Below are 22,319 nucleotides of genomic sequence, written 5' to 3'. Positions count from 1 at the left end.
CACGGTCTCCTGGTCAGTGGCTGCCCGTCCAGACATGGGCCCAGCCCGCATCGCACCACGACGAGAGCAGTGCCAGCGCATCGTCGCTGGCACGGGCCAGCTCGCGCGCCGTCAGCCGGCGCTCGTCGGCCAGGCGCCGCATCAAGGTGGCGTCGCGCCCGGCGGCGCGGTAGCTCTCGCCATTGATGAAGATGTGCTGCGCGTCGTACATCATGCGGCTCTTGCGGTCCAGGCACACGCCCTCCAGCATCACGCCCACATCCCCGGGCTCGAACCACACGCTGGGCTTGGGCTCGGTCAGGTATTCGCCCAGCGCACGCTCCAGCACCAGGGGCTGCGCCAGCGCACGGGCGAGCGCTTCGCGGGCAAAGTCATGCAACCCGGCGGGAATATGGGCAGGCTGCGCGACCGCCTCCTGGCCCGCGTCGCGGTACAGCAGGGGCTTGTCTTCATCGGCATCCCCGGCATCTTCTGCCAGTCGCACCAGCAGCTCCTGGGCCAGCTCGGCACGCGCCGGGGCGCGAAAACCGATGGAGTAGGTCATGCACTCGCCCTCGGCGATCCCGTCGTGAGCGTAGCGCGGCGGCAGGTACAGCATGTCGCCCGGCTCCAGCACAAACTCTTCTTCCGGTTCGAACTGCGCCAGCACCTTCAGAGGAATGTCATCGCGCAGGGTCAGATCCTTCTGGCGACCAATGCGCCAGCGCCGCTTGCCATGGGCCTGCAGCAAGAAAACGTCGTAGCTGTCGAAGTGCGGCCCCACGCCGCCGCCGTTGCTGGCGTAGCTGATCATGAGATCGTCCAGCCGCGCCTCGGGCACGAAGCGGAACTGCTGCATCAGCGCATGGACCGCATCGTTGTGCAGGTCCACCCCTTGCACCAGCAAAGTCCAGTCGGGTTGCTGCAACGCAGGCAGCGCACGGCGGTTGAAGGGGCCGTGGCGCAGCTTCCAGGCGCCCTTGACCAATTGCACCAGGCGCGACTCCACGCCCTCCTGGGCGGCCAGCGCAAACAGCTCGGACCGCAGCACAGGCGGCGCAAACTGGGGAATGGCCTGGCGCACCAGCAGGGGCTTCTTCTGCCAGTGGCGGCGCATGAATTGCGCGGGGGTGAGGCCGCCGAGCAGGGAAAGGGGTTGCTGGGTATCCATGGGAAAAGCTCTGCCCGTTTGCGGGGCTGTTGGTGGCTGTTGGTCGAACTGCGACAATTCTCCTATGGAAATTACCCAACAATGTGTGGTCGCACTGACCTGGACGCTCAAGGACACGCTGGGCGAAGAACTGGACGTGCTCGATGAACCCGTGGAGTTCTTGGTCGGCGGCGACGATCTCCTGCCCCGCATCGAGGAGGCCCTGCAAGGCCACGGCCCCGGCGCCACCCTGGCGCTGCACCTCGAACCCGAGGATGCCTTTGGCGACTTCAACGACCAGCTGCTGTTCCTGGAGCCCCGTGCGCTGTTCCCCGCTGAAATCGAAGAAGGCATGACCTTTGACGGCATGGCCCTGCCGGAAGGCTGCAACCCGGATGCCCCCCGCACCGCGCTCTATACCGTGGCCGAGATCTACCCCGAGCATGTGGTGCTGGACGGCAACCACCCGCTGGCGGGCATTGCACTGCGCCTCACGCTCACCGTGCAGGCCGTGCGCGAAGCCACCGAGGAAGAAATCGGCCGCGGCACGGCCGGAACAGGCTTCTTTCGCGTACAGCCCCAGGCCCCTGGCAACTCACTGCTGCACTGACCCTCTCGCGGCAAGACTCCAACAAGGAGACGGGCGCTCTGAATGCATTCAGAGCGCCCGTTTTCCTTCCGCCCTTCAGAAGGTGTGAATGAATCCGGTGTGCCCGAGCAGGCCGCGAAAACGCACACAATCTAGGCGCAAAGCACAGCTATAGCGCGGGCTATGGCGAGCATTTGCAACGACGAGTGGGCGTGTTTTGGCGGGATGAACGGGCGTGGCGGATTTGTTCACACCTTCTCAGATCAAAGGCGCGAAATCTGGCCGTTATACAGGCGCACGCGGTCACCAATGCGCAAATCGCCCGGGCTGCTTACGTCGTACACGCGGTAGCCGCCCTGGTCCAGGTGGACGGACAGGCGGTAACCCTGCACGTACTCCTGGTTGTTGCGCCCTTCAATGGCATTGCCTGCCACCGCGCCCCCGAGCACCCCCACCGCCGTGGCCGCCGCGCGGCCCGAGCCCTTGCCCACCTGGTTGCCCAGGACGCCACCGACCACGGCACCCAGCACAGCCCCTGCCCCGGAGGTCTGGCCTTGGGAACGCCCCTGCAGTACCTCGATGTTGGACACGCGGCCGTACTCGGTGCCCACCGGGTTGTTGGGGTAGGCTGGTGCGGTCTGGTAGCCGCTGGAATACCCCCCGGAATACTGGGGCGCTGGCGCCGGGCGGTTGTGGCCACAGGCGGCCAAAGAGCCCGCCAGGACCACCACGCCGGCAAGGGCGAAAGAACGGGTGAATTGCAGCATTTCAATCTCCTGAAGTCATAGGGGCCGGCAACAGGCCCGGCCAAGGGCTCAACAAGGGAAGCGCAGGAATGCGCCTTGGACGCCAAGTTTGATTGGAACAACGCGGCAGGGTTCGGCGGCGTGGACACATCGCCCCACGCCCTGTCGGTAACAGTCGCGCAAAAGAGTAAGCGTCGCCTTACAAATGCAGCACCCCCACCCAGCGGCCGACGCCACAGGCGTCAGGCCTTGCCGGTCGAGCCGTAGCCGCCTTCGCCCCGTTCGGTGGCCTCAAATTCGGTGACCACATTGAACTGCGCCTGCACCACCGGCACGATGACCAGCTGGGCCAGGCGCTCCATGGACTCCAGCGTGAAGGCCACAGGGCTGCGGTTCCAGGCACTCACCATGAGCTGGCCCTGGTAGTCGCTGTCGATCAAGCCCACAAGGTTGCCCAGCACGATGCCGTGCTTGTGGCCCAGGCCCGAGCGCGGAAGGATCAGGGCGGCGTACCCCGGGTCCCGGATGTAGACGGAAATGCCGGTGGGCACCAGTTGCCATGCGTTGGGCTGCAGGGTCAGGGGCGCATCGAGGCAGGCCCGCAGGTCCAGGCCCGCGCTGCCGGGCGTGGCATAGGCAGGCAATTGGTCCGCCATGCGCGGATCCAGAATCTTCACGTCAATCTTCACTTGGTTTTCTTTCTTCCTGTACTGCGCGGCAGCCCTGCGGGCCGCGGTCGTTCTTGCTGTGCGTCCATGCCACCAGGGACCATCGTTCCCGGCACGCGGAGGATCCTGGGGGCCGCATCGAGCAGCCACCCCATCACCCACCAAAGTACCCCCATGAATACCACGGTGGCCCAAGAGCCCCACCCCCAGAAAATCAGGGTCGCGCCGTGCAAGCCGGCCAGAATCAAGAGCACAGCGCGCACCACACGCAACCCTCCCAGCCATGGCGCAAGCCATTGCGCCAGGTCGGGCGGCCGCACTTGGCCGGGAGCCGGCGGGGCCTGTGGCGCCGGAATGGAAGCCGCCCCCCGCACAGGAGAGGCAGGCCTCACGGGCCGGGGCGCCGTCAGGCGCTCCACATAGCTTGCAAAATCGCCATGGGGTGGCGTGTCCCATTCGGGCTTGGTGGAACCAGGACTCATGGCATCTCCCCCGACAGTGGGCCAGTGCGCTTCAGGCCGCGCGCAGCGGCAAACGCGTGGCGATTTCCACCACGAGCTGCTGGGCCAGCACCCGTTTGGAAGCGCGGGGCAGCTCGCGGTGCCCCTGGGCATCCACCAGCAGCAGGGCATTGTCGTCCTGCCCAAAGGTGGCCGGGCCGATATTGCCCACCAGCAGCGGCACTCCCTTGCGCGCACGCTTGGCCGTGGCGTGGGCCAGCAGGTCATGGCTTTCGGCCGCAAAGCCCACACAGAACAGGTCGCCCTGCAGGGCATGCGATGACTTGGCCACCGTGGCCAGAATGTCCGGGTTCTCGACAAACCCCAGGCTCGGCGCCTGGCCCGAACCATCCTTCTTGATCTTCTGCGAAGACTGGCTGGCAGGCCGCCAGTCCGCCACGGCAGCCGTGGCGATGAACACCGACGCCGCCTGCACATGCCGCTCGACCGCTGCCAGCATCTCCTGGGCGGACTGCACATTCACCCGCTGCACCCCACGCGGCGTAGGCACATGCACAGGCCCCGCCACCAACGTGACCTCGGCACCGGCTTCGCGGACGGCCCGCGCAATCGCAAAGCCCATTTTTCCGCTCGACAGGTTGGTGATGCCGCGCACGGGGTCGATGGCTTCAAACGTGGGGCCCGCCGTCACCAGCACCCGGCGCCCGGCCAGGGCCTTGGGGGTGAAGAAGGCGATCAGCTCCTCCAGCAGCTCTTCGGGCTCCAGCATGCGGCCGTCGCCCGTCTCGCCGCAGGCCTGGTCGCCGTTTCCCACCCCCAACACCACCGCGCCATCCTGCGCCACCTGGGCCAGGTTGCGCTGGGTGGCGGGGTGCGCCCACATTTCGCGGTTCATCGCCGGGGCCAGCAGCAGAGGCACCTGCTGCGCAGGGCGGGCCAGGCACAGCAGGCTGAGCAACTCGTCCGCCCGCCCCTGCACCAGGCGCGCGATGAAATCGGCACTGCACGGCGCAATCAGGACCGCATCGGCCTCGCGGCTGAGGTTGATGTGGGGCATGTTGTTGGGCTCGCGCGCATCCCACTGCGAGCCATACACCGGTCGGCCGGACAGGGCCTGCATGGTCACCGGCGTGATGAATTGCCCGGCCGCCTCGGTCATCACCACCTGCACGGTGGCGCCCTCCTTGATGAGCTGGCGGCACAGATCGGCCGCCTTGTAGCAAGCCACGCCCCCACTCAGACCCAGAACAATGTGTTTGCCAGCAAGCTCATTCATGGGGCGAATTTAGCAGACGGGGGTGACCCCGCCGGCAGGGGTGTCTCCGGGGCGCCATCTATAATCCCAATTTCCCACCACCAGGGGGCCTCTCGAAACCTGTAGCGCCAGCAAGCGCTGCGGATCGGGATGGGCTGCTAGGCGCAAACCACAGCAATGGCCCAGCCATTGCGAGGATTTGCAACGCCGCAGACCGCACGAATCCGTAGATGCTTGCGTCGCTACAGGTTCCGAGAGGCTCCCTTCAGACATGACCAAATTTGTCTTCGTCACCGGCGGTGTGGTGTCTTCCCTCGGTAAGGGAATCGCCTCAGCCTCCCTTGCCGCGATCCTCGAATCGCGGGGACTCAAAGTCACCCTCATCAAGCTTGACCCCTACATCAACGTAGATCCGGGCACCATGTCGCCGTTCCAGCACGGCGAGGTTTTCGTGACCGACGACGGCGCAGAAACCGACCTGGATCTGGGCCACTATGAGCGTTTCATCGAAACGCGCATGAAGAAAACCAACAACTTCACCACGGGCAAAATTTACCAGTCCGTGCTGGAGAAGGAACGCCGCGGCGACTACCTGGGCAAGACCGTGCAGGTCATTCCCCATGTCACCAACGAGATCCAGGAATTCATCAAACGCGGCGCCGGCATCGGCACGCCCGATGCCGTGGATGTGGCCATCGTCGAGATCGGCGGCACGGTGGGCGACATCGAATCGCTGCCCTTCCTCGAAGCCGTGCGCCAGATGAGCCTGCGCATGGGGCCGAACAACGCGGCCTTCGTGCACCTGACCTACCTGCCCTGGATCGCGGCAGCGGGCGAGCTCAAGACCAAGCCCACCCAGCACACCGTGCAAAAGCTGCGCGAAATCGGCATCCAGGCCGACGCCCTGCTGTGCCGCGCAGACCGCCGCATTCCCGAAGAAGAACGCGCCAAGATCTCGCTGTTCACCAACGTGCCCGAATGGGGCGTGATCAGCATGTGGGATGTGGACACCATCTACAAGGTGCCCCGCATGCTGCACGAACAGGGCCTCGACGGCCTGATCTGCGACAAGCTGCGCCTGAACACGCCGCCCACCAGCCTCAAGCGCTGGGACGACCTGGTTCATGAGACCGAGCACCCCCAAGGTGAAGTCACCATCGCCATGGTGGGCAAGTACGTGGACCTGTCGGACAGCTACAAGTCGGTCAACGAAGCCCTGCGCCACGCCGGCATGCGCAACCATGTGCGCGTGAAGATCGACCATGTCGATTCCGAAACCATCGACAGCGCGGACGCCGTGGCCAAACTGGCGAAGTACGACGCCATCCTGGTGCCCGGCGGCTTTGGTCAGCGCGGCGTGGAAGGCAAGATCGCCACAGCCCAATTCGCCCGCGAGCGCAAGGTGCCCTACCTGGGCATCTGCCTGGGCATGCAGGTCGCCACCATCGAATACGCCCGCCATGTGGCAGGCTTGGCCCACGCCAACAGCACCGAGTTCGATGCCACCACGCCCCACCCCGTGATCGCCCTGATCACCGAGTGGAAGGACGCCGACGGCACCATCAAAAAGCGCGACGAGAACTCCGACCTGGGCGGCACCATGCGCCTGGGCGCCCAAAGTTCCGATGTGTCGGCCGGCACGCTGGCGCACACCATCTATGGCGACGTGGTGACCGAGCGCCACCGCCACCGCTACGAAGCCAACGTGAACTACCTGGACCAGTTGCGCAAGGCAGGCCTCGTGATCTCGGCCCTGACGCAACGCGAGCAGCTCACCGAGATCGTGGAGCTGCCCCAAGCCGTGCACCCCTGGTTCATCGGAGTGCAGTTCCACCCCGAGTTCAAGTCCACGCCCTGGGACGGCCACCCGCTGTTCAATGCCTTCATCAAGGCGGCCGTGGAGCACCAGAAGCAGGCGAAAGCCTGAAGGAACCCACCATGCAGCTGTGCGGATTCAACGTCGGCCTGGACCAGCGCTTCTTCCTGATCGCAGGCACCTGCTCCATCGAAGGCCTGCAGATGTCGCTGGACGTGGCAGGCCAGCTCAAGGAGGCCTGTGCACCGCTGGGCATTCCGCTGATCTACAAGGGCTCGTTCGACAAGGCCAACCGCTCCTCCGGCACCAGCCAGCGTGGCGTGGGGCTGGAGGCGGGCCTGAAGATCCTCGATGAAGTGCGCCGCCAGCTGCAGCTGCCCATCCTGACCGACGTGCACGACACCTCGCACGTGGCCGAGGTGGCCAGCGTGGTCGATGTGCTGCAAACGCCGGCCTTCCTGTGCCGCCAAACGGATTTCATCCGCGCGGTGGCGCAAAGCGGCAAGCCGGTGAACATCAAAAAGGGCCAGTTCCTTGCGCCCTGGGACATGAAGAACGTGATCGACAAGGCCCGCGCTGCCGCGCAGGAGGTGGGCCTGCCCCCAGACCGCTTCCTGGCCTGCGAACGTGGCGTGAGCTTTGGCTACAACAACCTCGTGGCCGACATGACCAGCCTGGCCGAGATGCGCAACTCGGGCGCCCCCGTGGTGTTCGATGTGACCCACTCGGTGCAAAAGCCCGGCGGCCTGGGCGCCGTGAGCGGCGGCGCGCGCGAGATGGTGCCGGTGCTGGCCCGTGCGGGCGTGGCCGTGGGCGTGGCGGGCCTGTTCATGGAAACCCACCCCAAGCCCGCCGAAGCCTGGTCGGACGGCCCCAACGCCGTGCCGCTCAAGCACATGAAGGCGCTGCTGGAGACCTTGGTGGCGCTGGACGATGTCACCAAGAAAAACGGATTCCTCGAAAACAACTTTGGAGCCTGAAGACATGAGCAGTGGTTACGTCATCGCATCCGTCACCGTCACCAACCCCACGCAGTACGAGGAGTACCGCAAGTGGAGCACGCTGGCCATGCAGGCCCACGGCGCCGAGGTGTGCGTGCGCGGCGGCAAGGTCGAAGTGCTGGAGGGCGACTGGAACCCCGGCCGCACAGTGATCCTCAAGTTCGCCAGCTTTGATGCGGCGCGCGCCTTCTACGACACCCCCGAATACCAGAAAGCCAAGGCGGCCCGCGAAGGGGCAGCCATCATGCGCATGGTGTGCGTCGAAGGCGTCTGAGAAACTTTTAACGACCTCACGCTGGTCGGGTTGTACCCGGTTCGTACCTGCCCGCTGATTTACTATCAAATCAGTAGCAGAAATGACCACAGGCGTGCCCAAGCGGCCATCCGGTTTCTAGAGACAAAGCCCGCCCCGCCCGTCTGAATGAATTTCAAAAACCTCAAGGAAAATCATGAGTGCCATTGTTGACATCGTAGGCCGCGAAGTGCTGGACAGCCGCGGCAACCCCACCGTCGAATGCGACGTGCTGCTGGAATCGGGCGTGATGGGCCGCGCCGCCGTGCCTTCGGGCGCCTCCACCGGCAGCCGCGAAGCCATTGAAATGCGCGACGGCGACAAGAGCCGCTACCTGGGCAAGGGCGTGCTCAAGGCCGTGGAGCACATCAACACCGAGATCAGCGAAGCCGTGCTGGGCCTGGATGCCTCCGAGCAGGCCTTCCTGGACAAGACCCTGATCGACCTCGATGGCACCGAAAACAAGAGCCGCCTGGGCGCCAACGCCATGCTCGCCGTCTCCATGGCCGTGGCCCGCGCCGCCGCCGAAGAATCCGGCCTGCCGCTGTACCGCTACCTGGGCGGCATGGGCAGCGTGCAGTTGCCCGTGCCCATGATGAACGTGATCAACGGCGGCGCACACGCCAACAACAGCCTCGATCTGCAGGAGTTCATGATCATCCCCGTGGGCGCACCCACCTTCCGCGAAGCCGTGCGCTGGGGTGCCGAGGTGTTCCACGCGCTCAAGAAGATCATCCACGACAAGGGCATGAGCACCGCCGTGGGCGACGAAGGCGGCTTTGCCCCCAGCGTCGAGAACCACGAAGCCGCGATCCGCCTGATCCTGCAGGCCATCGAAGCCGCAGGCTACACGGCCGGCGAGCAAATCGCCCTGGGCCTCGATTGCGCGGCCAGCGAGTTCTACAAGGACGGCATGTACGTGCTGGAAGGCGAAGGCGGCCTCAAGCTCACCGCCCAGCAATGGACCGACATGCTGGCGGCCTGGGTGGACAAGTACCCCATCATCAGCATCGAAGACGGCATGCACGAAGGCGACTGGGACGGCTGGAAGCACCTGACCGAGCGCCTGGGCGACAAGGTCCAGCTGGTGGGTGACGACCTGTTCGTGACCAACACCAAGATCCTGAAGGAAGGCATTGACAAGCGCATCGCCAACTCGATCCTCATCAAGATCAACCAGATCGGCACGCTGACCGAAACCTTCGCCGCCATCGAGATGGCCAAGCGCGCGGGCTACACCGCCGTGATCTCGCACCGCTCGGGCGAGACCGAAGACAGCACCATCGCCGACATCTCGGTGGGCACCAACGCCGGCCAGATCAAGACCGGCTCGCTGTCGCGCTCGGACCGCATCGCCAAGTACAACCAGCTCCTGCGCATCGAGGAAGACCTGGGCGAGATCGCCGAGTACCCCGGCCGCGCTGCGTTCTACAACTTGCGCTAAGCCCCGGCCTCCTCGCTTGAGCGAGCCCCGCCATGGTCTCCCGCATCGTCCCCGTCATCCTGCTGGCCTTGCTGGGGGCGCTGCACGCCCAGCTCTGGCTGGGCCGGGGCAGCGTGCCGCGCGTCAACGAGATGCAGCGGCAGATCGATGTGCAGAAGGCGGCCAATGACCGGGCCCGCCAGAGCAATGCCCGCCTGACCTCCGAGGTGCACGACCTCAAGGAAGGGCTGGACATGGTGGAAGAAAAGGCACGCAGCGAGTTGGGCATGGTCAGGCCCAACGAGGTCTACGTGCAGTTCACGCCCCGCTGAGCGGCTGCGCCACGGTGGCGGCCTGGGCCACTACGCGACACCGCGCGCCTTCATCTTCTGTGCCCCCGCTCTCCACCTCCTTGCCCCTGATCGCCCTCATGGGCGCCCCGCACACGGGTGCCGAGGCGCTGGCCCTGGCGCTGCGGCAGCGCATCCCCGCCAGCGCAGCGCGGATCGTGGAAGTCGCCACGCCGCTGCCCACCCTCCCCCCCACGCACCCTTCCGCCGCACTGACGCTGCTGATGGGCCTGGACCTCCCCTGCCCGGCCGAAGACCGCGCCGCGCAGGAAGCCATCGACGCGCAGCTGCGCGCAGCACTGCAGCACGGCGGTGTTGCGTACCGGGTGGTGTATGGCCAAGGGGAACAGCGCATTGCACATGCGCTCAATGCTATTAAAAAAATAGCACATCAGGCAGAACCTGCGGGCGCCAGCATGGAATTGGATACAGAGAAAAGCCCTCGCACCCCGCGGCTGCGCGCCTGGGACTGCGAAAAATGCAGCGACCCTGTCTGCGAGCACCGCCTCTTCACCTCGCTGGTGGGCAGCCGGCCCACTGCGCGCCCGGGCTGACCCTTCACGACGCGGCCCCCACGGGGCCGTTCAGCGCTTCACTCTGCGAGCGAACGCACCAGCCCGCGCTGCAGCTCCCTGAGCAGCAGCACCACCTGGCTGGAGCCATAGCGGTACCCGCCATTGAGCACCTGCACCGCCCGGTCCCATTCGCCCTGCTGGGCCAGCTCGACCAGGGTGGCGGCCTGCTCATGGAAATACTGGTAGCGCGCCACCAGCAACGGAAAGGCTGGCTGGTCGCCCAGCACCTCGCCCCCTACGCCGTGCAGCCAGCGGCCCAGCACGCTGTGGTCCACCCGGCGCACCAGGGCCGGGTCCAGGCCCACGGCCGTGCGGCCCTCCAGGTAGTCCATCAGGCGGGCCTTCCAGCGTTCGTGGGCATTGATGGCCGCGTCGATGTCCAGGGTGGCCAGCAGGCTGTCGCCACGGCGCGAGTCCGGCACTGCAGCGCTGTCGAACAGCACTTGGGCGGGCGCAGCGGCAGCAACCGCCGGGCCGGCACGGCGAACACCCAGAACGCGACGTAGTAACTCCATGGCACCCTCGAAACAGGTTCTCTCAGATTCATCAGCGGCCGGGGGCCGCTGCCTCGGCGCAGCACGCGGCGCCCCGGCCCTGCGCTGCGGCCGGAACGGACACCGCGCGATGGCCCATGAATCTTAGGCGGGGATGGAGACGTCGAATGTCAACGATGGTCAGCCGTGCAATCCCGGCTGGCGGCGCGCTGCGCCCATGCAGAGGGCTGCTGCGGGCCTGCGGCCCCTGGGCTTACTGGATGCCCGTGGGCCCGGGCGGCTGGCTGGCGGCGGGCGAGACAAAAATCTGCGCGGCATCCACCGCGTCAAACCGGTACTGCTGACCGCAGAACTCGCAACCCACCTCAATGTCCTCGCGCTCGGCCAGGATGCTCTCGATCTCTTGCGCCCCCAGGTTGCGCAGCATGTTGCTCACGCGCTCACGGCTGCAGGTGCAGGCAAAACGCGGGCCGCTGGCGCCCTGCTGCGGTTCGAAGCGCAGCAGCTTTTCCTCCCAGAACAGGCGGCGCAGGATGGTGTCCACGTCCAGCGTCAGCAGCTCTTCGCGCGTCAGGCTGGATGCCAGGTGGGCAATGCGGTTGTAGTCCTCGTTGTGGCCGATCTGGTCTTCGTTCTCGCGGTGCGTGAGGCCTGCAGCCAGGTTGCCCTCGCCCTTGATGGGCATGCGCTGGATCAAGAGGCCCGCAGCCACCTGGTCGTTCGCACCCAGCACCAGGATGGTATCGAGCTGCTCGGACTGCAGCATGTAGTGCTGCAGCACGTCCGACAGGCGCTCCAGCTTTTCATGGTGGTCGCCATGCAGCGGCACCACGCCCTGGTAGGGCTGCTGGCCGGGGTGGCGGTCCTTGGGGTCCAGGGTGATGGCGCAGCGGCCACCGCCGCCCACATTGACCATCTGGCTCAGCTTCGCGTCCGATGGCACCTCGCCATTCACGGTGGCCGTGGCGCGCAGGCTCAGGTCGGACTGCACTTCGGTCACGGCCAGCTTGACCGGGCCGTCGCCAAACACCTGCAGCACCAGCGCACCATTGAACTTGATGTTGGACTGCATCAGCACGCCGGCCGCCGCCATCTCGCCCAGCAGCTCGCTCACGGGCGCGGGATAGGCGCCGGTGGCGGTGTTGCCCGCGCGGCGGCGCAGGATTTCGGTCCAGGCATCGGTCAGGCGCACGATCATGCCGCGCACGGGCAGGCCATCAAAAAGAAACTTGTGGAGTTCAGACACGCAGGGGTTCCAGGAGAAAAAAAGCAGCAGCGGCGTTCAGCCGATTTTGTGCAGGCCGTTTTGAAAACGGCGCGCGTTGTCAATGTAGTGTTGGGCGCTCTGGCGCAGGCCCTCGATCTGCTCGGGGGTCAGCTCGCGCACGGCCTTGGCGGGGCTGCCGATGATCATGGAGCCATCGGGAAACTCTTTGCCCTCGGTGACCAGCGCGCCCGCGCCCACCAGGCAGTGCTTGCCAATCTTCGCGCCGTTGAGCACCACGGCACCGATGCCGATCAGCGATTCGTCGCCGATGGTGCAGCCGTGCAGCATGACCTGGTGGCCCACCGTCACGCGCTCGCCCACCACCAGGGGCTTGCCGATGTCGGCGTGCAGCACGCTCGCGTCCTGGATGTTGGAGCCCGCGCCGATGGTGATGCTCTCGGTGTCGCCCCGGATCACCGTGCCAAACCACACGCTGGCGTCTTCGCCCAGCACCACGTTGCCCATCACCTGCGCGCTGTCGGCCACCCAGGCCGTTGCCGGCACCTGGGGCGCCACGCCATCGAGTTCGTAAATCGCCATGCAAAAGTCTCCGTGGGGGGCAGGCATCGGGGCCTGCGTTTTGGAATGGGGGAAGCGCCAACCGGCGGCGCCCCGCAGCTGCGGGCACCGTTGGCAACGGCCTAGAATTGTAAGGATGGAGCTTCGCCAACGTGCATTGCAGGTCTTGTGCCTTGCAGACCCTGAACAAAAAGCGGCTGCAGCGCTCGACCTGCATGCCCAAGCAGCTACGCTTTCAATAGCAGACACCCCACCCACCCTGCCCGGCAGCGCGCACGACCTGCCCGGCCGCCCTGCGCGGCCGGAGCTGCGGCGCCACACGGACGTGGCCCGGCGCTCGCCCGCCACGCCCGAGGGCCGCGCGGTGCTGATCCACGCCATTGCGCACATCGAGTTCAATGCCATCAACCTGGCGCTGGATGCCGTCTGGCGCTTTGGCGGCATGCCGCAGGCCTATTACCTGGACTGGCTGCTGGTGGCGGCCGAGGAGGCCCGGCATTTCAGGCTGCTGCGCGACCACCTGCGCAGCCAGGGGCATGACTACGGCGACTTCCCGGCGCACCAGGGCCTGTGGACCATGTGCGAGAAGACCGGCCACGACATCCTGGCCCGCATGGCCCTGGTGCCGCGCACGCTGGAGGCCCGGGGGCTTGATGCCACGCCCCAGATCCAGGCCAAGCTGCGCCAGGTGGGCACGCCGGACGCGCTGGCCGCCGTGGCCATCCTGGACACCATCCTGCGCGACGAGGTCGGCCATGTGGCCATCGGCAACCACTGGTACCGCTGGCTGTGCGAGCGCGCGGGGCACGACCCCGAGACCCACTACGGCACCCTGGTCGCACAATACGAGGCCCCGCGCCTGAAACCGCCGTTCAACGAGGCCGCCCGCCGCAAGGCCGGCTTCACCGACAACGAACTGCGCTGGCTGCAGCAGCTCTGATCCCACTCTGATCTTCTGGTTACAAGCAGCCCGGCAGCGGCTCCTACAATCCGCCGCGCTGGCCACAAAAGCCCTTTGCCGCCCCATGCAGACCACCGCTGACACGGGGCCTTCTTTCTTCCATACTCTCGCCATGACCTCACCCACCACTCCCGGGGCTTCCCTCACGCCCCCGCCCCCCGGCAACCAGTCCTCGGTCGCCATGATTGCGCGGCAGGCCATCGTGAACGCGCAGCAGGTCGTGGTGGGCTACGAGCTGTTCAACCGCTCGCGCAGCGGCGCGGCGCACACGGCGGCCACCGACGTGATCCTGGTCTTCACGGCGCTGTCGCATGCAGGCACCGAAGAGCTGGTGGGCAAGAAGCTCATCTTCGTGAACTGCACGCACGAAAGCCTCTCGGGCGGCCACCTGGAGCTGGTGGACCCCGACAAGGTGGTGCTGGAGATCCCGCCCCTGGGCCACGCCGCCGCCGAAGAAGTCGCCACGCGCATGCCCATCCTGGCCGAACTGCGCGACCGGGGCTTTCACCTGGCGTTCAACCACACCGTGCTGCAGTCGGCCTATGCGCCCTGGCTGCCGCTGGCCGACTACATCAAGCTCGACCTGTCCGTGCTGGCGCCTGACCAGCTGGCCGTGCTCATCAGCTACGCGGGGCGCAACTCCAAGGCCGAGCTGATCGCCGAGAAGGTCGAGACCGCCCAGCAATACGACATGGTGTCCAGCCAGGGCGTGCAGATGTTCCAGGGCTACTGGTTTGCGCGCCCCTCGCTGGTCGAGGCCAAGCTGCTCGCCCCTTCGCAGGCCAGCATCATCGAACTCATCAACCAGGTGCGCAAACAGGCGAGCACGGACGACATCGAGGAGACCCTCAAGAAGGATGCTGGCCTGGCCTTCAACCTCATGCGCCTGATCAACTCGGCAGGCTTTGGCCTGTCGCGCGAGGTCACCACCTTCCGCCAGGCCGTGATGCTCATGGGCCTGAAAAAGCTGTTCCGCTGGGCGGCGCTGCTGCTCACGGCCTCACGCGCCGGGGGCACGCCCTCGTCCGTGGGGCAGACCGCCGTGGTGCGGGGGCGGCTGATGGAGCTGCTGGCGCTGGAAACCCTGCCCCCCGAAGAGGCCGACCAGGCCTTCGTGGTGGGCATCTTCTCGCTGCTCGACGTGATGCTGTCCATGCCCATGGAATCCGCGCTGGGCCTGCTCAACGTGCCCGAGCCCGTGGCCGCAGCCCTGCTGCGCCGCGAGGGCTTCCTGGGCGACCTGCTCACCCTGGCCGAGGCCTGCGAATCCAGTGACGATGTGGTGTTTGACCGCACGGCGGGCCTGCTGCACCTGTCCAGCCAGCAGATCAACTTTGCGCACCTGCAGGCGCTGGCCTGGGCGGACCACCTGGGCGACTGACCCGCTGGCAGTGGCGGCAGCGCAGGCCTGCGCTGCCAGACATTGGTTCGCAGCGGGGCCATCGGGGTCTAGAATCCATACAGCCTTTCTTTACAGCGGACCCCATGTCGAGCACACCTGAACAAGACACCCCGCAAGCGGCCTCCCCTGCGGTGGAGCCGGTTGACGAAAACCTCGCCATCATCGCCCGCCAGGCCATCGTGGACGAGCACCGCGCGGTCTATGGCTACGAGCTGTTCGACCGGTCCACCGCCTCCGACTCGCACACCGCCGCCAGCGACGCCGCCCTGCTGTTCAACGCCCTGTCCTATGCGGGCACCGAAGCCCTGGTGGGCAAGAAAACCGTCTTCATCAACTGCACGCACGACAGCCTCTCGGGCGGCCACCTGGAGCTGATCCACCCCGAAAAGGTGGTGCTCGAAGTCCCGCCCCTGCCCGATGGCGCCACGCAGGAAGAGATCGAAGGGCGCCTGCCCACGCTGGAGGCCCTGCGCACGCGCGGCTTCCGCCTGGCGTTCGACCAGCAGGCGCTCAAGCGCGCCTACACCAGCTGGCTGCCCCTGGCGGCCTTCATCAAGCTGGACATGCAGGCCTTCAAACCCGAGCTGGCCGCACCGCTCGTCAAGTTTGCAACCGCCCATGGCAAGGCCACGCTGGTGGCCGAAAAGGTGGAAACCGCCGAGCAGTACGAACTCATGCGCGACCTGGGCGTGAAGCTGTTCCAGGGCTACTGGTTTGCCCTGCCCTCGCTGGTCAAGGCCACCACCATCCGCCCCTCGCAGGCCACCATCATCCAGCTCATCAACCTGGTGCGCAAACAGGCCAGCACGGCCGAGATCGAGGACCTGCTCAAGAAAGACCCCACGCTGTCTTTCAACCTGCTGCGCTTCATTAACTCGTCGGGGTTTGGCCTGTCGTGCGAGATCACGTCGTTCCGCCACGCGGTCATGATCCTGGGCCTGAAAAAGCTGTTCCGCTGGGCGGCGCTTTTGATGACCACCTCGCGCGCGGGCGGCGCGCCACCGGCCGTGGGCCAGACCGCCGTGGTGCGCGGCCGCCTCATGGAGCTGCTGGCCGCCGAGCTGCTGCCGCCCGAAGAATGCGACAACGCCTTCGTGGTGGGCGTGTTCTCGCTGCTCGACACCATGCTGGGCGTGCCGCTGGAAAAGGCCCTCGAATCCGTGGCCCTGCCCGAGCCCGTGATGGACGCCCTGCTGCGCGGCACCGGTGTGTTCGCGCCCTTCCTGGAACTGACCAAGGCCTGCGAAAGCGGCGACGAAGTGGCCTTTGCCAAGAACGCCGATGCGCTGCACCTGTCCAACCGCCAGGTCAACTGGGCCCACCTGCAGGCCCTGACCTGGGCCGAGAGCCTGGGTGAAGATTAATTAAGCGCCACCTCGACGCCGCACTCCACCCCCTCCCACCTGCACAGGCCCTGGCATTCCCAGGGCCTGTGTCGTTTTCAGCCCGGCATGGCCCGGCTCAGGTGCGCGGTGGCCGTGCCCAGTTCAGTTCGCATCCCGTCCACGCTCAGTTGCCCTGGATGCCGGCGGCGCGGATGATGCGCGCATTGCTCTCCGACTCCTGCGCGATCTGGCGCGCGAACTCCGCCGTGGTGCCGCCCGTGGGCACGTTGTCAGTGGCATCGAGCTTGGCCCGGATGTCGGGCAGGGCCAGGGCCTTGTTCACCTCGGTGTTGATGCGCGTGATGACCGCCTTGGGCGTCTGCGCCGGGGCATAGATGCCGAACAGCGACGACAGGTTGGCCGCCGGCTGTTTCAGCTCGGCCAGGGTGGGCACATCGGGCAATGAATCCAGCCGCGCAGGCGCGCCCACGGCCAACGGCTTGAGCTTGCCCGCCTGGATATGCTGCAGCACGGCCGCCCCGGCGTTGGTGGACAGCACCTCGAACTGCCCGCCCAGCGCATCGTTCATCTGCTGGCCGCCGCCCTTGTAGGGGATGTGCGTGATCTGCACCTGCGCCACCGCCTGGATCTGCTCCAGCATGATGTGCCCCAGCGATGCCTGGCCCGACGTGGCCCAGCGCACCGCCCCGGGCCTGGCCCGCGCCGCGGCGATCAGGTCCTTGAAGTCCACCGCACGGCTGGCCGATGTGCCCAGCAGCAGCACGGGCGAATACATCACACTCACCACCGGGGCGATGTCCTTTTGCGGGTCGAACGGCGACTTGCCCAGGTGCGGATTGAGCGCCAGCGGGCTCACGGCGGCAAAGCCGAGCGTGTAGCCGTCCGGCGCGGCCTTGGCCACGGCATCCACACCCAGGCTGCCACTGGCGCCGGCCCGGTTCTCGATGACGACGGGTGTGCCCAGCTGCACCGCCAGCTTGTCGGCCAGCGCACGGGCCACGTTGTCGCTCACTCCACCGGCCGGGTAGGCCACGACGATGCGGATGGGCTTGGCTGTGGGCCAGGCCTGGGCCATGGCCAGCGCCGTGGCGCCCAGCAGGCAGGCGCCAACAATCAATTGTTTCATGCAGGACTTCTTTCTTATCAACGGAAACGAGGACAGGGATCTCACCCGCACTGGGGCGTGTGACCCGAGGGCGTGTCACCCTAGCCCCTGGGATGGTGCTGGGCATGCAAGGACTTGAGCCGCTCGCGCGCCACATGGGTGTAGATGGTGGTGGTGGATATGTCGGCATGGCCCAGCAGCAGCTGCACCACGCGCAGGTCGGCACCATGGTTGAGCAGGTGCGTGGCAAAGGCGTGGCGCAGGGTGTGCGGCGACAGCGGCACCGTGATGCCCGCCACGGCCGCCCATTTCTTGACGATGACCCAGAACATCACCCGCGTCATGCCGCTGCCGCGCTGGGTCACGAACAGGTCGTCCGTCTGCTGCCCGCCCAGGATGGCCCCCCGTGCCTCGTGCAGGTAGCGCTCCAGCCAGGCGCGGGCCTCATCGCCAAACGGCACCAGGCGCTCCTTGCTGCCCTTGCCCACCACGCGCAGCACGCCTTCGTTCAGCCCGAGCTGAAAGGTCTTGAGCGTGACCAGCTCGGTCACGCGCAGGCCGCTGGCATACATCAGCTCCAGCATGGTGCGGTCGCGCAGGCCCAGGGGGTTGCCCAGGTCGGGGGCATTCAGCAGCGCCTCTACCTGCGCCTGCGACAAGGTCTTGGGCACACGCAGGGGTTGGCGCGCGGCCTGCAGCCGCAGCGTGGGGTCGGCCGTGATGCGCCGCTCGCGCAGCGCCCAATGGAAGTAGCGGCGCAGCACCGTGAGGCGCCGGTTGGCCGAGGTGGCACGGGTTTGCGCGTGGCGGGCGGCAAAGTAGGCGTTGAGGTTCAGCTCGACCGTGTCGTCCAGCGCCAGCGCAGGCTCCTGGACCGCCAGCCACTGCGCATACAGCGTCAGGTCGCGCCGGTAGGCCGCTAGCGTGTTGCGCGCCAGGCCGTCCTCCAGCCACAGGGCATCCACAAAGGCATCGATCGCGTTCAGGCTGGGGGCAAGCATACAAAAACGATAGCACGTAAAAAAGCCGCCCGGACCATGGGGCGGCTTTTCAGGGGTGCGCGTACCGCGCTTATTCGAGCGTCAGCTTCTGCTTGACGACCACGTCCTTGTAGACGGCAAACTCGGCCTTGATCTGGTCGGCAAACTGCTCGGGCGTGTTGCCGACCACGAGCGAACCGGTGTCCTCGATGCGCTTTTTCACGGCCGGGTCTTCCAGCGCCTTGCGCACGCCGGCGTTGATCTTGTCCACGATGTCCTTGGGCAGACCCTTGGGGCCCACGATGCCGTAGTAGGCCATGCGGTTCACCGGCTCCAGGCCCAGTTCCTTGAACGTGGGCGTGTTGGGCAGGGCCGCCACGCGCTGGGGCGCCGCCACCACGATGGGCACCAGGCGGTTTTCCTTGATGAAGGGCAGGGCCGAGGGCAGGTTGTCAAAAATCATGGGCACCTGGCCGGCCACCGTGTCGTTCAGCGCGGGGCCCGCGCCACGGTAGGGGATGTGCGTCACAAACGTGCCCGAGAGGTTCTTGTACAGCTCCATCTGCAGGTGGCCGATGCCGCCCGTGCCGGACGAGGAGTAAGAGTACTTGCCGGGCGACTTCTTGAGTTCGGCCACAAAGGCCTTGTAGTCCTTGGCCGGGAAGCTGGGGTTCACCGCAATGATGTTGGGCGTGGCCGCAATGTTGATGATGGGCGCGAAGTCCGTCAGCGGGTTGTAGGGCGTCTTGGGGTTGATGGCCGGATTAGCAGCCGTGGTGGACACAGTAGCCACGCCCAGCGTGTAGCCATCGGGGGTGGCGCGGGCCAGTTCGGCGGCACCCACAATGCCGCCGCCACCGGCCTTGTTGTCCACGATCACGCTCTGGCCTAGCACACGGCCCAGCGGCTCGGCGATCACGCGCGCAATGATGTCCGTGGTGCCGCCGGGGGCAAAAGGCACCACCAGGCGGATCACTTTGTTGGGGTAGCCCTGGGCCGCAGCCGATCCTGCCGCGGCAGCCAGTACGGTCAGCGCGAGCCATTGACGACGATGCATTGAGTTCTCCTTCGTGCGGGTAACAAACAGCGCCGATGGTATGCGCAACCGCCACTTTGGCGCCCTGCGGATTCCACATAAGGGCTAACCCCAGGGCCTTGCCGCGCATCAAGTATTCTCGGCAGCGTGAACTACGCCCAGCTTCTGCTCCCTGACTTTTCCCTCATCCTGTGCGGCTACCTGATCTGCCGCTACACCGCCCTCAACCGCTCGGTCTGGCAACCGGTCGAAAGCCTGGTGTACTACCTGCTCTTTCCGGTGCTGCTGTTCCAGTCCATCGTCAAAAGCCCGGTGGACATCAGCGCCGCATCGGGGCTGATTGGCGCGGGCATGCTCTCGGGCGTGATCGGCATCGCGCTGGCCTACAGCCTGCCGCACTGGCCCTGGCTCGGCAAGCACATTGATGCGCGCGACCACGCCGCGAGCGCGCAGGTGGCGTTCCGCTTCAACTCCTTCATTGGCCTGGCGATTGCCGAACGGCTGGCAGGCACGCAGGGCCTGCTCATGATTGCCGTGCTGATCGGCGTGTGCGTGCCCTTGTTCAACGTGGCGGCCGTGTGGCCCATGGCGCGGCAGGGCCAGCACAGCTTTGCGCGCGAGCTGGTGCGCAACCCGCTGATCATTGCCACGGCATCGGGCCTGGCGGCCAACCTGCTGGGCTTTCAGATCCCCGAGTGGGCCGTGCCCACGGTCAGCCGCATCAGCGCGGCCTCGCTGGCCCTCGGGCTGATGGCCGCCGGCGCCGGCCTGCAGTTTGGCCTGCTCACACGGGGCAAGGCGCTGAGCGTGTCGGTGCTGGCCATCCGCCACCTGGTGCAGCCCCTGCTGGCGTTCGCGCTGGCGCGGCTGTTTGGGCTGGACCCGGTGCAGACCACGGTGCTGCTGGCCTTCTCGGCCCTGCCCACGGCGTCGACCTGCTACGTGCTCGCGGCCCGCATGGGCTACAACGGGCCGTATGTGGCGGGGCTGGTGACGCTGTCCACGTTGCTGGGCGTGCTGAGCCTGCCGTTTGCGCTGGGGGTGTTGCGGTGATGCGCCCCCCGAGCCCCCTCAGCCGCCGATGGCTGCTGCTCGCGGCAGGGGCTGCGGCCCTGGCCGCCTGCGGGCGCAAAGCGCCGCGCGCGCAGTTGGTGCCGGCCGATGCCACGGTGCTGGCGCTGGGCGACTCGCTGACCTCGGGCGTGGGCGCCTCGGCCGACACGGCCTACCCCGCCGTGCTGCAGCGCCTGACGGGCTGGAAGGTGGTCAATGGCGGCATCTCGGGCGACACCTCGGCCCAGGCGCTCGATCGCCTGCCGGGCCTGCTGCACAGGCACCAGCCCGCGCTGGTGATCGTGAGCATTGGCGGCAACGACTTTCTGCGCCGCCAGAATGCCGCCGCCACGCGCGCCAACGTCCTGCGCATCTGCTCGGAAGCCCGGTCCGGCGGCGCCCAGGTGCTGCTGGTGGCCGTGCCCGAGCTGTCGCTGATGGCCGCCGCCGGCCGGCTGAGCGACCACGCGCTGTACGAAGAGATTGCCAGCGAGCTCAAGATTCCGCTGCATGCCAAGGGCTGGGCCGGCGTGCTGGCCGACGCACGCCTGCGGTCCGACCAGATCCATGCGAACGCTGCAGGCTACGAGCAGTTCACGCGCGGCCTGGTGGACACGCTCAAGGACAGCGGGCTGCTGGCGCGGTAGCCAGGGCACGCCACGCCCCAAAAACTCCTTTTTTGATAGCTGACAGCGCCTGCCCATCAGGCGCTAGAAGCCGATTTCACTCAAATACCTCGCCCAGCGCCCAGGCCACATGCTCGCGCACCAGCGCGCTCCCGTCCTGCGCGCGCGATTGCAGCGCCGTGCGCAGCGTGGCATCCCCCGTGGCCGCGAGCGCATTGCCCAATGCCACGGCCACGTTGCGCAGCCAGCGCTCGTGCCCGATGCGGCGGATGGGGCCGCCCTCGGTCATGCGCAGGAAGGTGGCCTCGTCCCACGCGAACAGGTGCACCAGCTGTTGGCCCGACAGGCCCTTGCGCTCGTCAAAATCCGGCAGGCGGCTGACCTGGGCAAACTTGTTCCAGGGGCAAATGAGCTGGCAGTCGTCGCAGCCATAGATGCGGTTGCCCAGCAGGGGGCGCAACTCCAGCGGAATCGGCCCCGCATGCTCGATGGTGAGGTACGAGATGCAGCGCCGCGCGTCGATGCGGTGCGGCGCAATGATGGCCTGTGTGGGGCAAATGTCGATGCAGGCGCTGCAGCTGCCGCAGTGCGCGGTGACGGGCGCGCTCGCAGGCAGCGCCATGTCCACATAGATCTCGCCCAGAAAGAACATGGACCCCGCCTCGCGGTTGAGCACCAGCGTGTGCTTGCCGCGCCAGCCCTGGCCGCTGCGCGCGGCCAGCTCGGCCTCCAGCACCGGGGCCGAATCGGTGAACACGCGGTGGCCGAAGGGGCCAATCGCCTCGGCGATGCGGTCGCTCAACTTTTGCAGTCGCGCGCGCAGCACCTTGTGATAATCCCGGCCCCGGGCATAGACCGAGACGATGCCTTCGTGCGGACGCGCCAGCCGGCCCAGCTCCATGGCCTGCCAGCCTTGCTCTGCGCCTTTTTCCGTGTCCCGGGGCAAATAATCCATGCGCGCCGTGACCACGCTCACGGTGCCGGGCACCAGCTCGGCCGGGCGCGCGCGCTTCATGCCATGCGATGCCATGTAATGCATCTCGCCATGGAATCCCTGGGCCAGCCAGGCCGCAAGGCCGGGCTCGGCGGCGGACAGGTCTACCCCCGCCACGCCGATTTGGGAAAATCCCAGTTCGCGGGCCCACTCCTGCATTTGAGGAACGAGTTGACTGTTGCACCACATACCGGCCAGATTGTAGAAAGCGCCGCCCCGGCCGCCGCCGAA

Annotated in this window: 23 protein-coding genes; 12 read left to right on the top strand and 11 right to left on the bottom strand. The window is 66.7% G+C overall.

The window, feature by feature from the left end; genetic code table 11:
- Window positions 1–13: 13 nt before the first annotated feature.
- Window positions 14–1,150: a cupin domain-containing protein gene (locus DBV10_RS06795; RefSeq protein WP_124511886.1), complete on the bottom strand. Its 1,137-nt coding sequence runs from the start codon at window positions 1,148–1,150 to the stop codon at window positions 14–16.
- A 64-nt stretch (window positions 1,151–1,214) separates the two neighbouring features.
- On the opposite strand from DBV10_RS06795, the gene DBV10_RS06790 reads away from it, so the two are divergent.
- Window positions 1,215–1,739, top strand: a complete 525-nt coding sequence (locus DBV10_RS06790) for a peptidylprolyl isomerase (protein WP_124511884.1) — start codon at window positions 1,215–1,217, stop codon at window positions 1,737–1,739.
- Between the two features lie 242 nt (window positions 1,740–1,981).
- Here DBV10_RS06790 and DBV10_RS06785 read toward each other — a convergent pair whose 3' ends face one another.
- The 3 genes from DBV10_RS06785 to coaBC all read right to left on the bottom strand — a co-directional run bounded on the left by DBV10_RS06785 (window position 1,982) and on the right by coaBC (window position 4,869).
- Window positions 1,982–2,485 carry a glycine zipper 2TM domain-containing protein gene (locus DBV10_RS06785; RefSeq protein WP_124511881.1) on the bottom strand — a complete coding sequence of 168 codons (504 nt, stop codon included), beginning with the start codon at window positions 2,483–2,485 and terminating at the stop codon, window positions 1,982–1,984.
- Between the two features lie 221 nt (window positions 2,486–2,706).
- Entirely contained in the window at window positions 2,707–3,153 is a 447-nt protein-coding gene (gene dut, locus DBV10_RS06780; RefSeq protein WP_124511879.1) for a dUTP diphosphatase, read from the bottom strand.
- A gap of 492 nt (window positions 3,154–3,645) precedes the next feature.
- Window positions 3,646–4,869, bottom strand: a complete 1,224-nt coding sequence (gene coaBC / locus DBV10_RS06775; protein WP_124511877.1) for a bifunctional phosphopantothenoylcysteine decarboxylase/phosphopantothenate--cysteine ligase CoaBC — start codon at window positions 4,867–4,869, stop codon at window positions 3,646–3,648.
- A gap of 250 nt (window positions 4,870–5,119) precedes the next feature.
- Here coaBC and DBV10_RS06770 point away from each other — a divergent pair, with 250 nt between their 5' ends.
- The 6 genes from DBV10_RS06770 (at window position 5,120) to DBV10_RS06745 (ending at window position 10,284) form a co-directional block, all read left to right on the top strand.
- The gene (locus DBV10_RS06770; RefSeq protein ID WP_124511875.1) at window positions 5,120–6,775 is read left to right on the top strand and encodes a CTP synthase; all 1,656 of its coding nucleotides are present in this window, start codon (window positions 5,120–5,122) and stop codon (window positions 6,773–6,775) included.
- A gap of 11 nt (window positions 6,776–6,786) precedes the next feature.
- Window positions 6,787–7,644: a 3-deoxy-8-phosphooctulonate synthase gene (kdsA, locus tag DBV10_RS06765; RefSeq protein WP_124511873.1), complete on the top strand. Its 858-nt coding sequence runs from the start codon at window positions 6,787–6,789 to the stop codon at window positions 7,642–7,644.
- A gap of 4 nt (window positions 7,645–7,648) precedes the next feature.
- The gene (locus DBV10_RS06760) at window positions 7,649–7,939 is read left to right on the top strand and encodes a DUF1330 domain-containing protein (protein WP_056173684.1); all 291 of its coding nucleotides are present in this window, start codon (window positions 7,649–7,651) and stop codon (window positions 7,937–7,939) included.
- A 175-nt stretch (window positions 7,940–8,114) separates the two neighbouring features.
- Window positions 8,115–9,401 carry a phosphopyruvate hydratase gene (eno, locus tag DBV10_RS06755; RefSeq protein ID WP_124511871.1) on the top strand — a complete coding sequence of 429 codons (1,287 nt, stop codon included), beginning with the start codon at window positions 8,115–8,117 and terminating at the stop codon, window positions 9,399–9,401.
- 32 nt (window positions 9,402–9,433) lie between these two features.
- Window positions 9,434–9,712 carry a septum formation initiator family protein gene (locus DBV10_RS06750; RefSeq protein ID WP_124511869.1) on the top strand — a complete coding sequence of 93 codons (279 nt, stop codon included), beginning with the start codon at window positions 9,434–9,436 and terminating at the stop codon, window positions 9,710–9,712.
- Between the two features lie 80 nt (window positions 9,713–9,792).
- Entirely contained in the window at window positions 9,793–10,284 is a 492-nt protein-coding gene (locus DBV10_RS06745) for a hypothetical protein (RefSeq protein WP_124511867.1), read from the top strand.
- Between the two features lie 38 nt (window positions 10,285–10,322).
- Here DBV10_RS06745 and DBV10_RS06740 read toward each other — a convergent pair whose 3' ends face one another.
- From DBV10_RS06740 to DBV10_RS06730, 3 genes are all read right to left on the bottom strand, one after another.
- Window positions 10,323–10,820: a CZB domain-containing protein gene (locus DBV10_RS06740; protein WP_124511865.1), complete on the bottom strand. Its 498-nt coding sequence runs from the start codon at window positions 10,818–10,820 to the stop codon at window positions 10,323–10,325.
- A 232-nt stretch (window positions 10,821–11,052) separates the two neighbouring features.
- On the bottom strand, window positions 11,053–12,045 hold the full coding sequence (locus tag DBV10_RS06735; RefSeq protein ID WP_124511863.1) for an Hsp33 family molecular chaperone HslO: 993 nt from the start codon (window positions 12,043–12,045) through the stop codon (window positions 11,053–11,055).
- A 36-nt stretch (window positions 12,046–12,081) separates the two neighbouring features.
- Entirely contained in the window at window positions 12,082–12,606 is a 525-nt protein-coding gene (locus DBV10_RS06730; protein WP_124511861.1) for a gamma carbonic anhydrase family protein, read from the bottom strand.
- A 115-nt stretch (window positions 12,607–12,721) separates the two neighbouring features.
- On the opposite strand from DBV10_RS06730, the gene DBV10_RS06725 reads away from it, so the two are divergent.
- The 3 genes from DBV10_RS06725 to DBV10_RS06715 all read left to right on the top strand — a co-directional run bounded on the left by DBV10_RS06725 (window position 12,722) and on the right by DBV10_RS06715 (window position 16,312).
- Window positions 12,722–13,525, top strand: coding sequence for a ferritin-like domain-containing protein (locus DBV10_RS06725; protein ID WP_124511859.1), 804 nt, complete (start codon window positions 12,722–12,724; stop codon window positions 13,523–13,525).
- 133 nt (window positions 13,526–13,658) lie between these two features.
- Window positions 13,659–14,927, top strand: coding sequence for an EAL and HDOD domain-containing protein (locus DBV10_RS06720; RefSeq protein ID WP_124511857.1), 1,269 nt, complete (start codon window positions 13,659–13,661; stop codon window positions 14,925–14,927).
- A gap of 104 nt (window positions 14,928–15,031) precedes the next feature.
- Window positions 15,032–16,312: an EAL and HDOD domain-containing protein gene (locus DBV10_RS06715; RefSeq protein WP_124511855.1), complete on the top strand. Its 1,281-nt coding sequence runs from the start codon at window positions 15,032–15,034 to the stop codon at window positions 16,310–16,312.
- Between the two features lie 145 nt (window positions 16,313–16,457).
- On the opposite strand, the gene DBV10_RS06710 is transcribed toward DBV10_RS06715, so the two are convergent.
- The 3 genes from DBV10_RS06710 to DBV10_RS06700 all read right to left on the bottom strand — a co-directional run bounded on the left by DBV10_RS06710 (window position 16,458) and on the right by DBV10_RS06700 (window position 19,436).
- Window positions 16,458–17,420, bottom strand: a complete 963-nt coding sequence (locus DBV10_RS06710) for a tripartite tricarboxylate transporter substrate binding protein (protein WP_124511853.1) — start codon at window positions 17,418–17,420, stop codon at window positions 16,458–16,460.
- 80 nt (window positions 17,421–17,500) lie between these two features.
- Window positions 17,501–18,400 carry a site-specific tyrosine recombinase XerD gene (xerD, locus tag DBV10_RS06705; RefSeq protein ID WP_124511851.1) on the bottom strand — a complete coding sequence of 300 codons (900 nt, stop codon included), beginning with the start codon at window positions 18,398–18,400 and terminating at the stop codon, window positions 17,501–17,503.
- Between the two features lie 70 nt (window positions 18,401–18,470).
- Window positions 18,471–19,436, bottom strand: coding sequence for a tripartite tricarboxylate transporter substrate binding protein BugE (locus DBV10_RS06700; RefSeq protein WP_124511849.1), 966 nt, complete (start codon window positions 19,434–19,436; stop codon window positions 18,471–18,473).
- A 126-nt stretch (window positions 19,437–19,562) separates the two neighbouring features.
- Between DBV10_RS06700 and DBV10_RS06695 the strand changes: the two genes are divergently transcribed.
- Entirely contained in the window at window positions 19,563–20,468 is a 906-nt protein-coding gene (locus tag DBV10_RS06695) for an AEC family transporter (protein WP_124511847.1), read from the top strand.
- Entirely contained in the window at window positions 20,468–21,115 is a 648-nt protein-coding gene (locus tag DBV10_RS06690; protein WP_124511845.1) for a GDSL-type esterase/lipase family protein, read from the top strand. The genes DBV10_RS06695 and DBV10_RS06690 overlap by 1 nt, the downstream gene beginning before the upstream one ends.
- Window positions 21,116–21,191: 76 nt before the next feature.
- On the opposite strand, the gene queG is transcribed toward DBV10_RS06690, so the two are convergent.
- Window positions 21,192–22,247, bottom strand: a complete 1,056-nt coding sequence (queG, locus tag DBV10_RS06685) for a tRNA epoxyqueuosine(34) reductase QueG (protein WP_124511843.1) — start codon at window positions 22,245–22,247, stop codon at window positions 21,192–21,194.
- Between the last annotated feature and the right edge of the window lie 72 nt (window positions 22,248–22,319).

The sequence above is a fragment of the Acidovorax sp. FJL06 genome (assembly GCF_003852545.1).
Taxonomy (GTDB): domain Bacteria; phylum Pseudomonadota; class Gammaproteobacteria; order Burkholderiales; family Burkholderiaceae_C; genus Acidovorax.
Note: the sequence above shows the minus strand (reverse complement) of the source record. Positions and strands in the feature narration are given on the sequence as shown.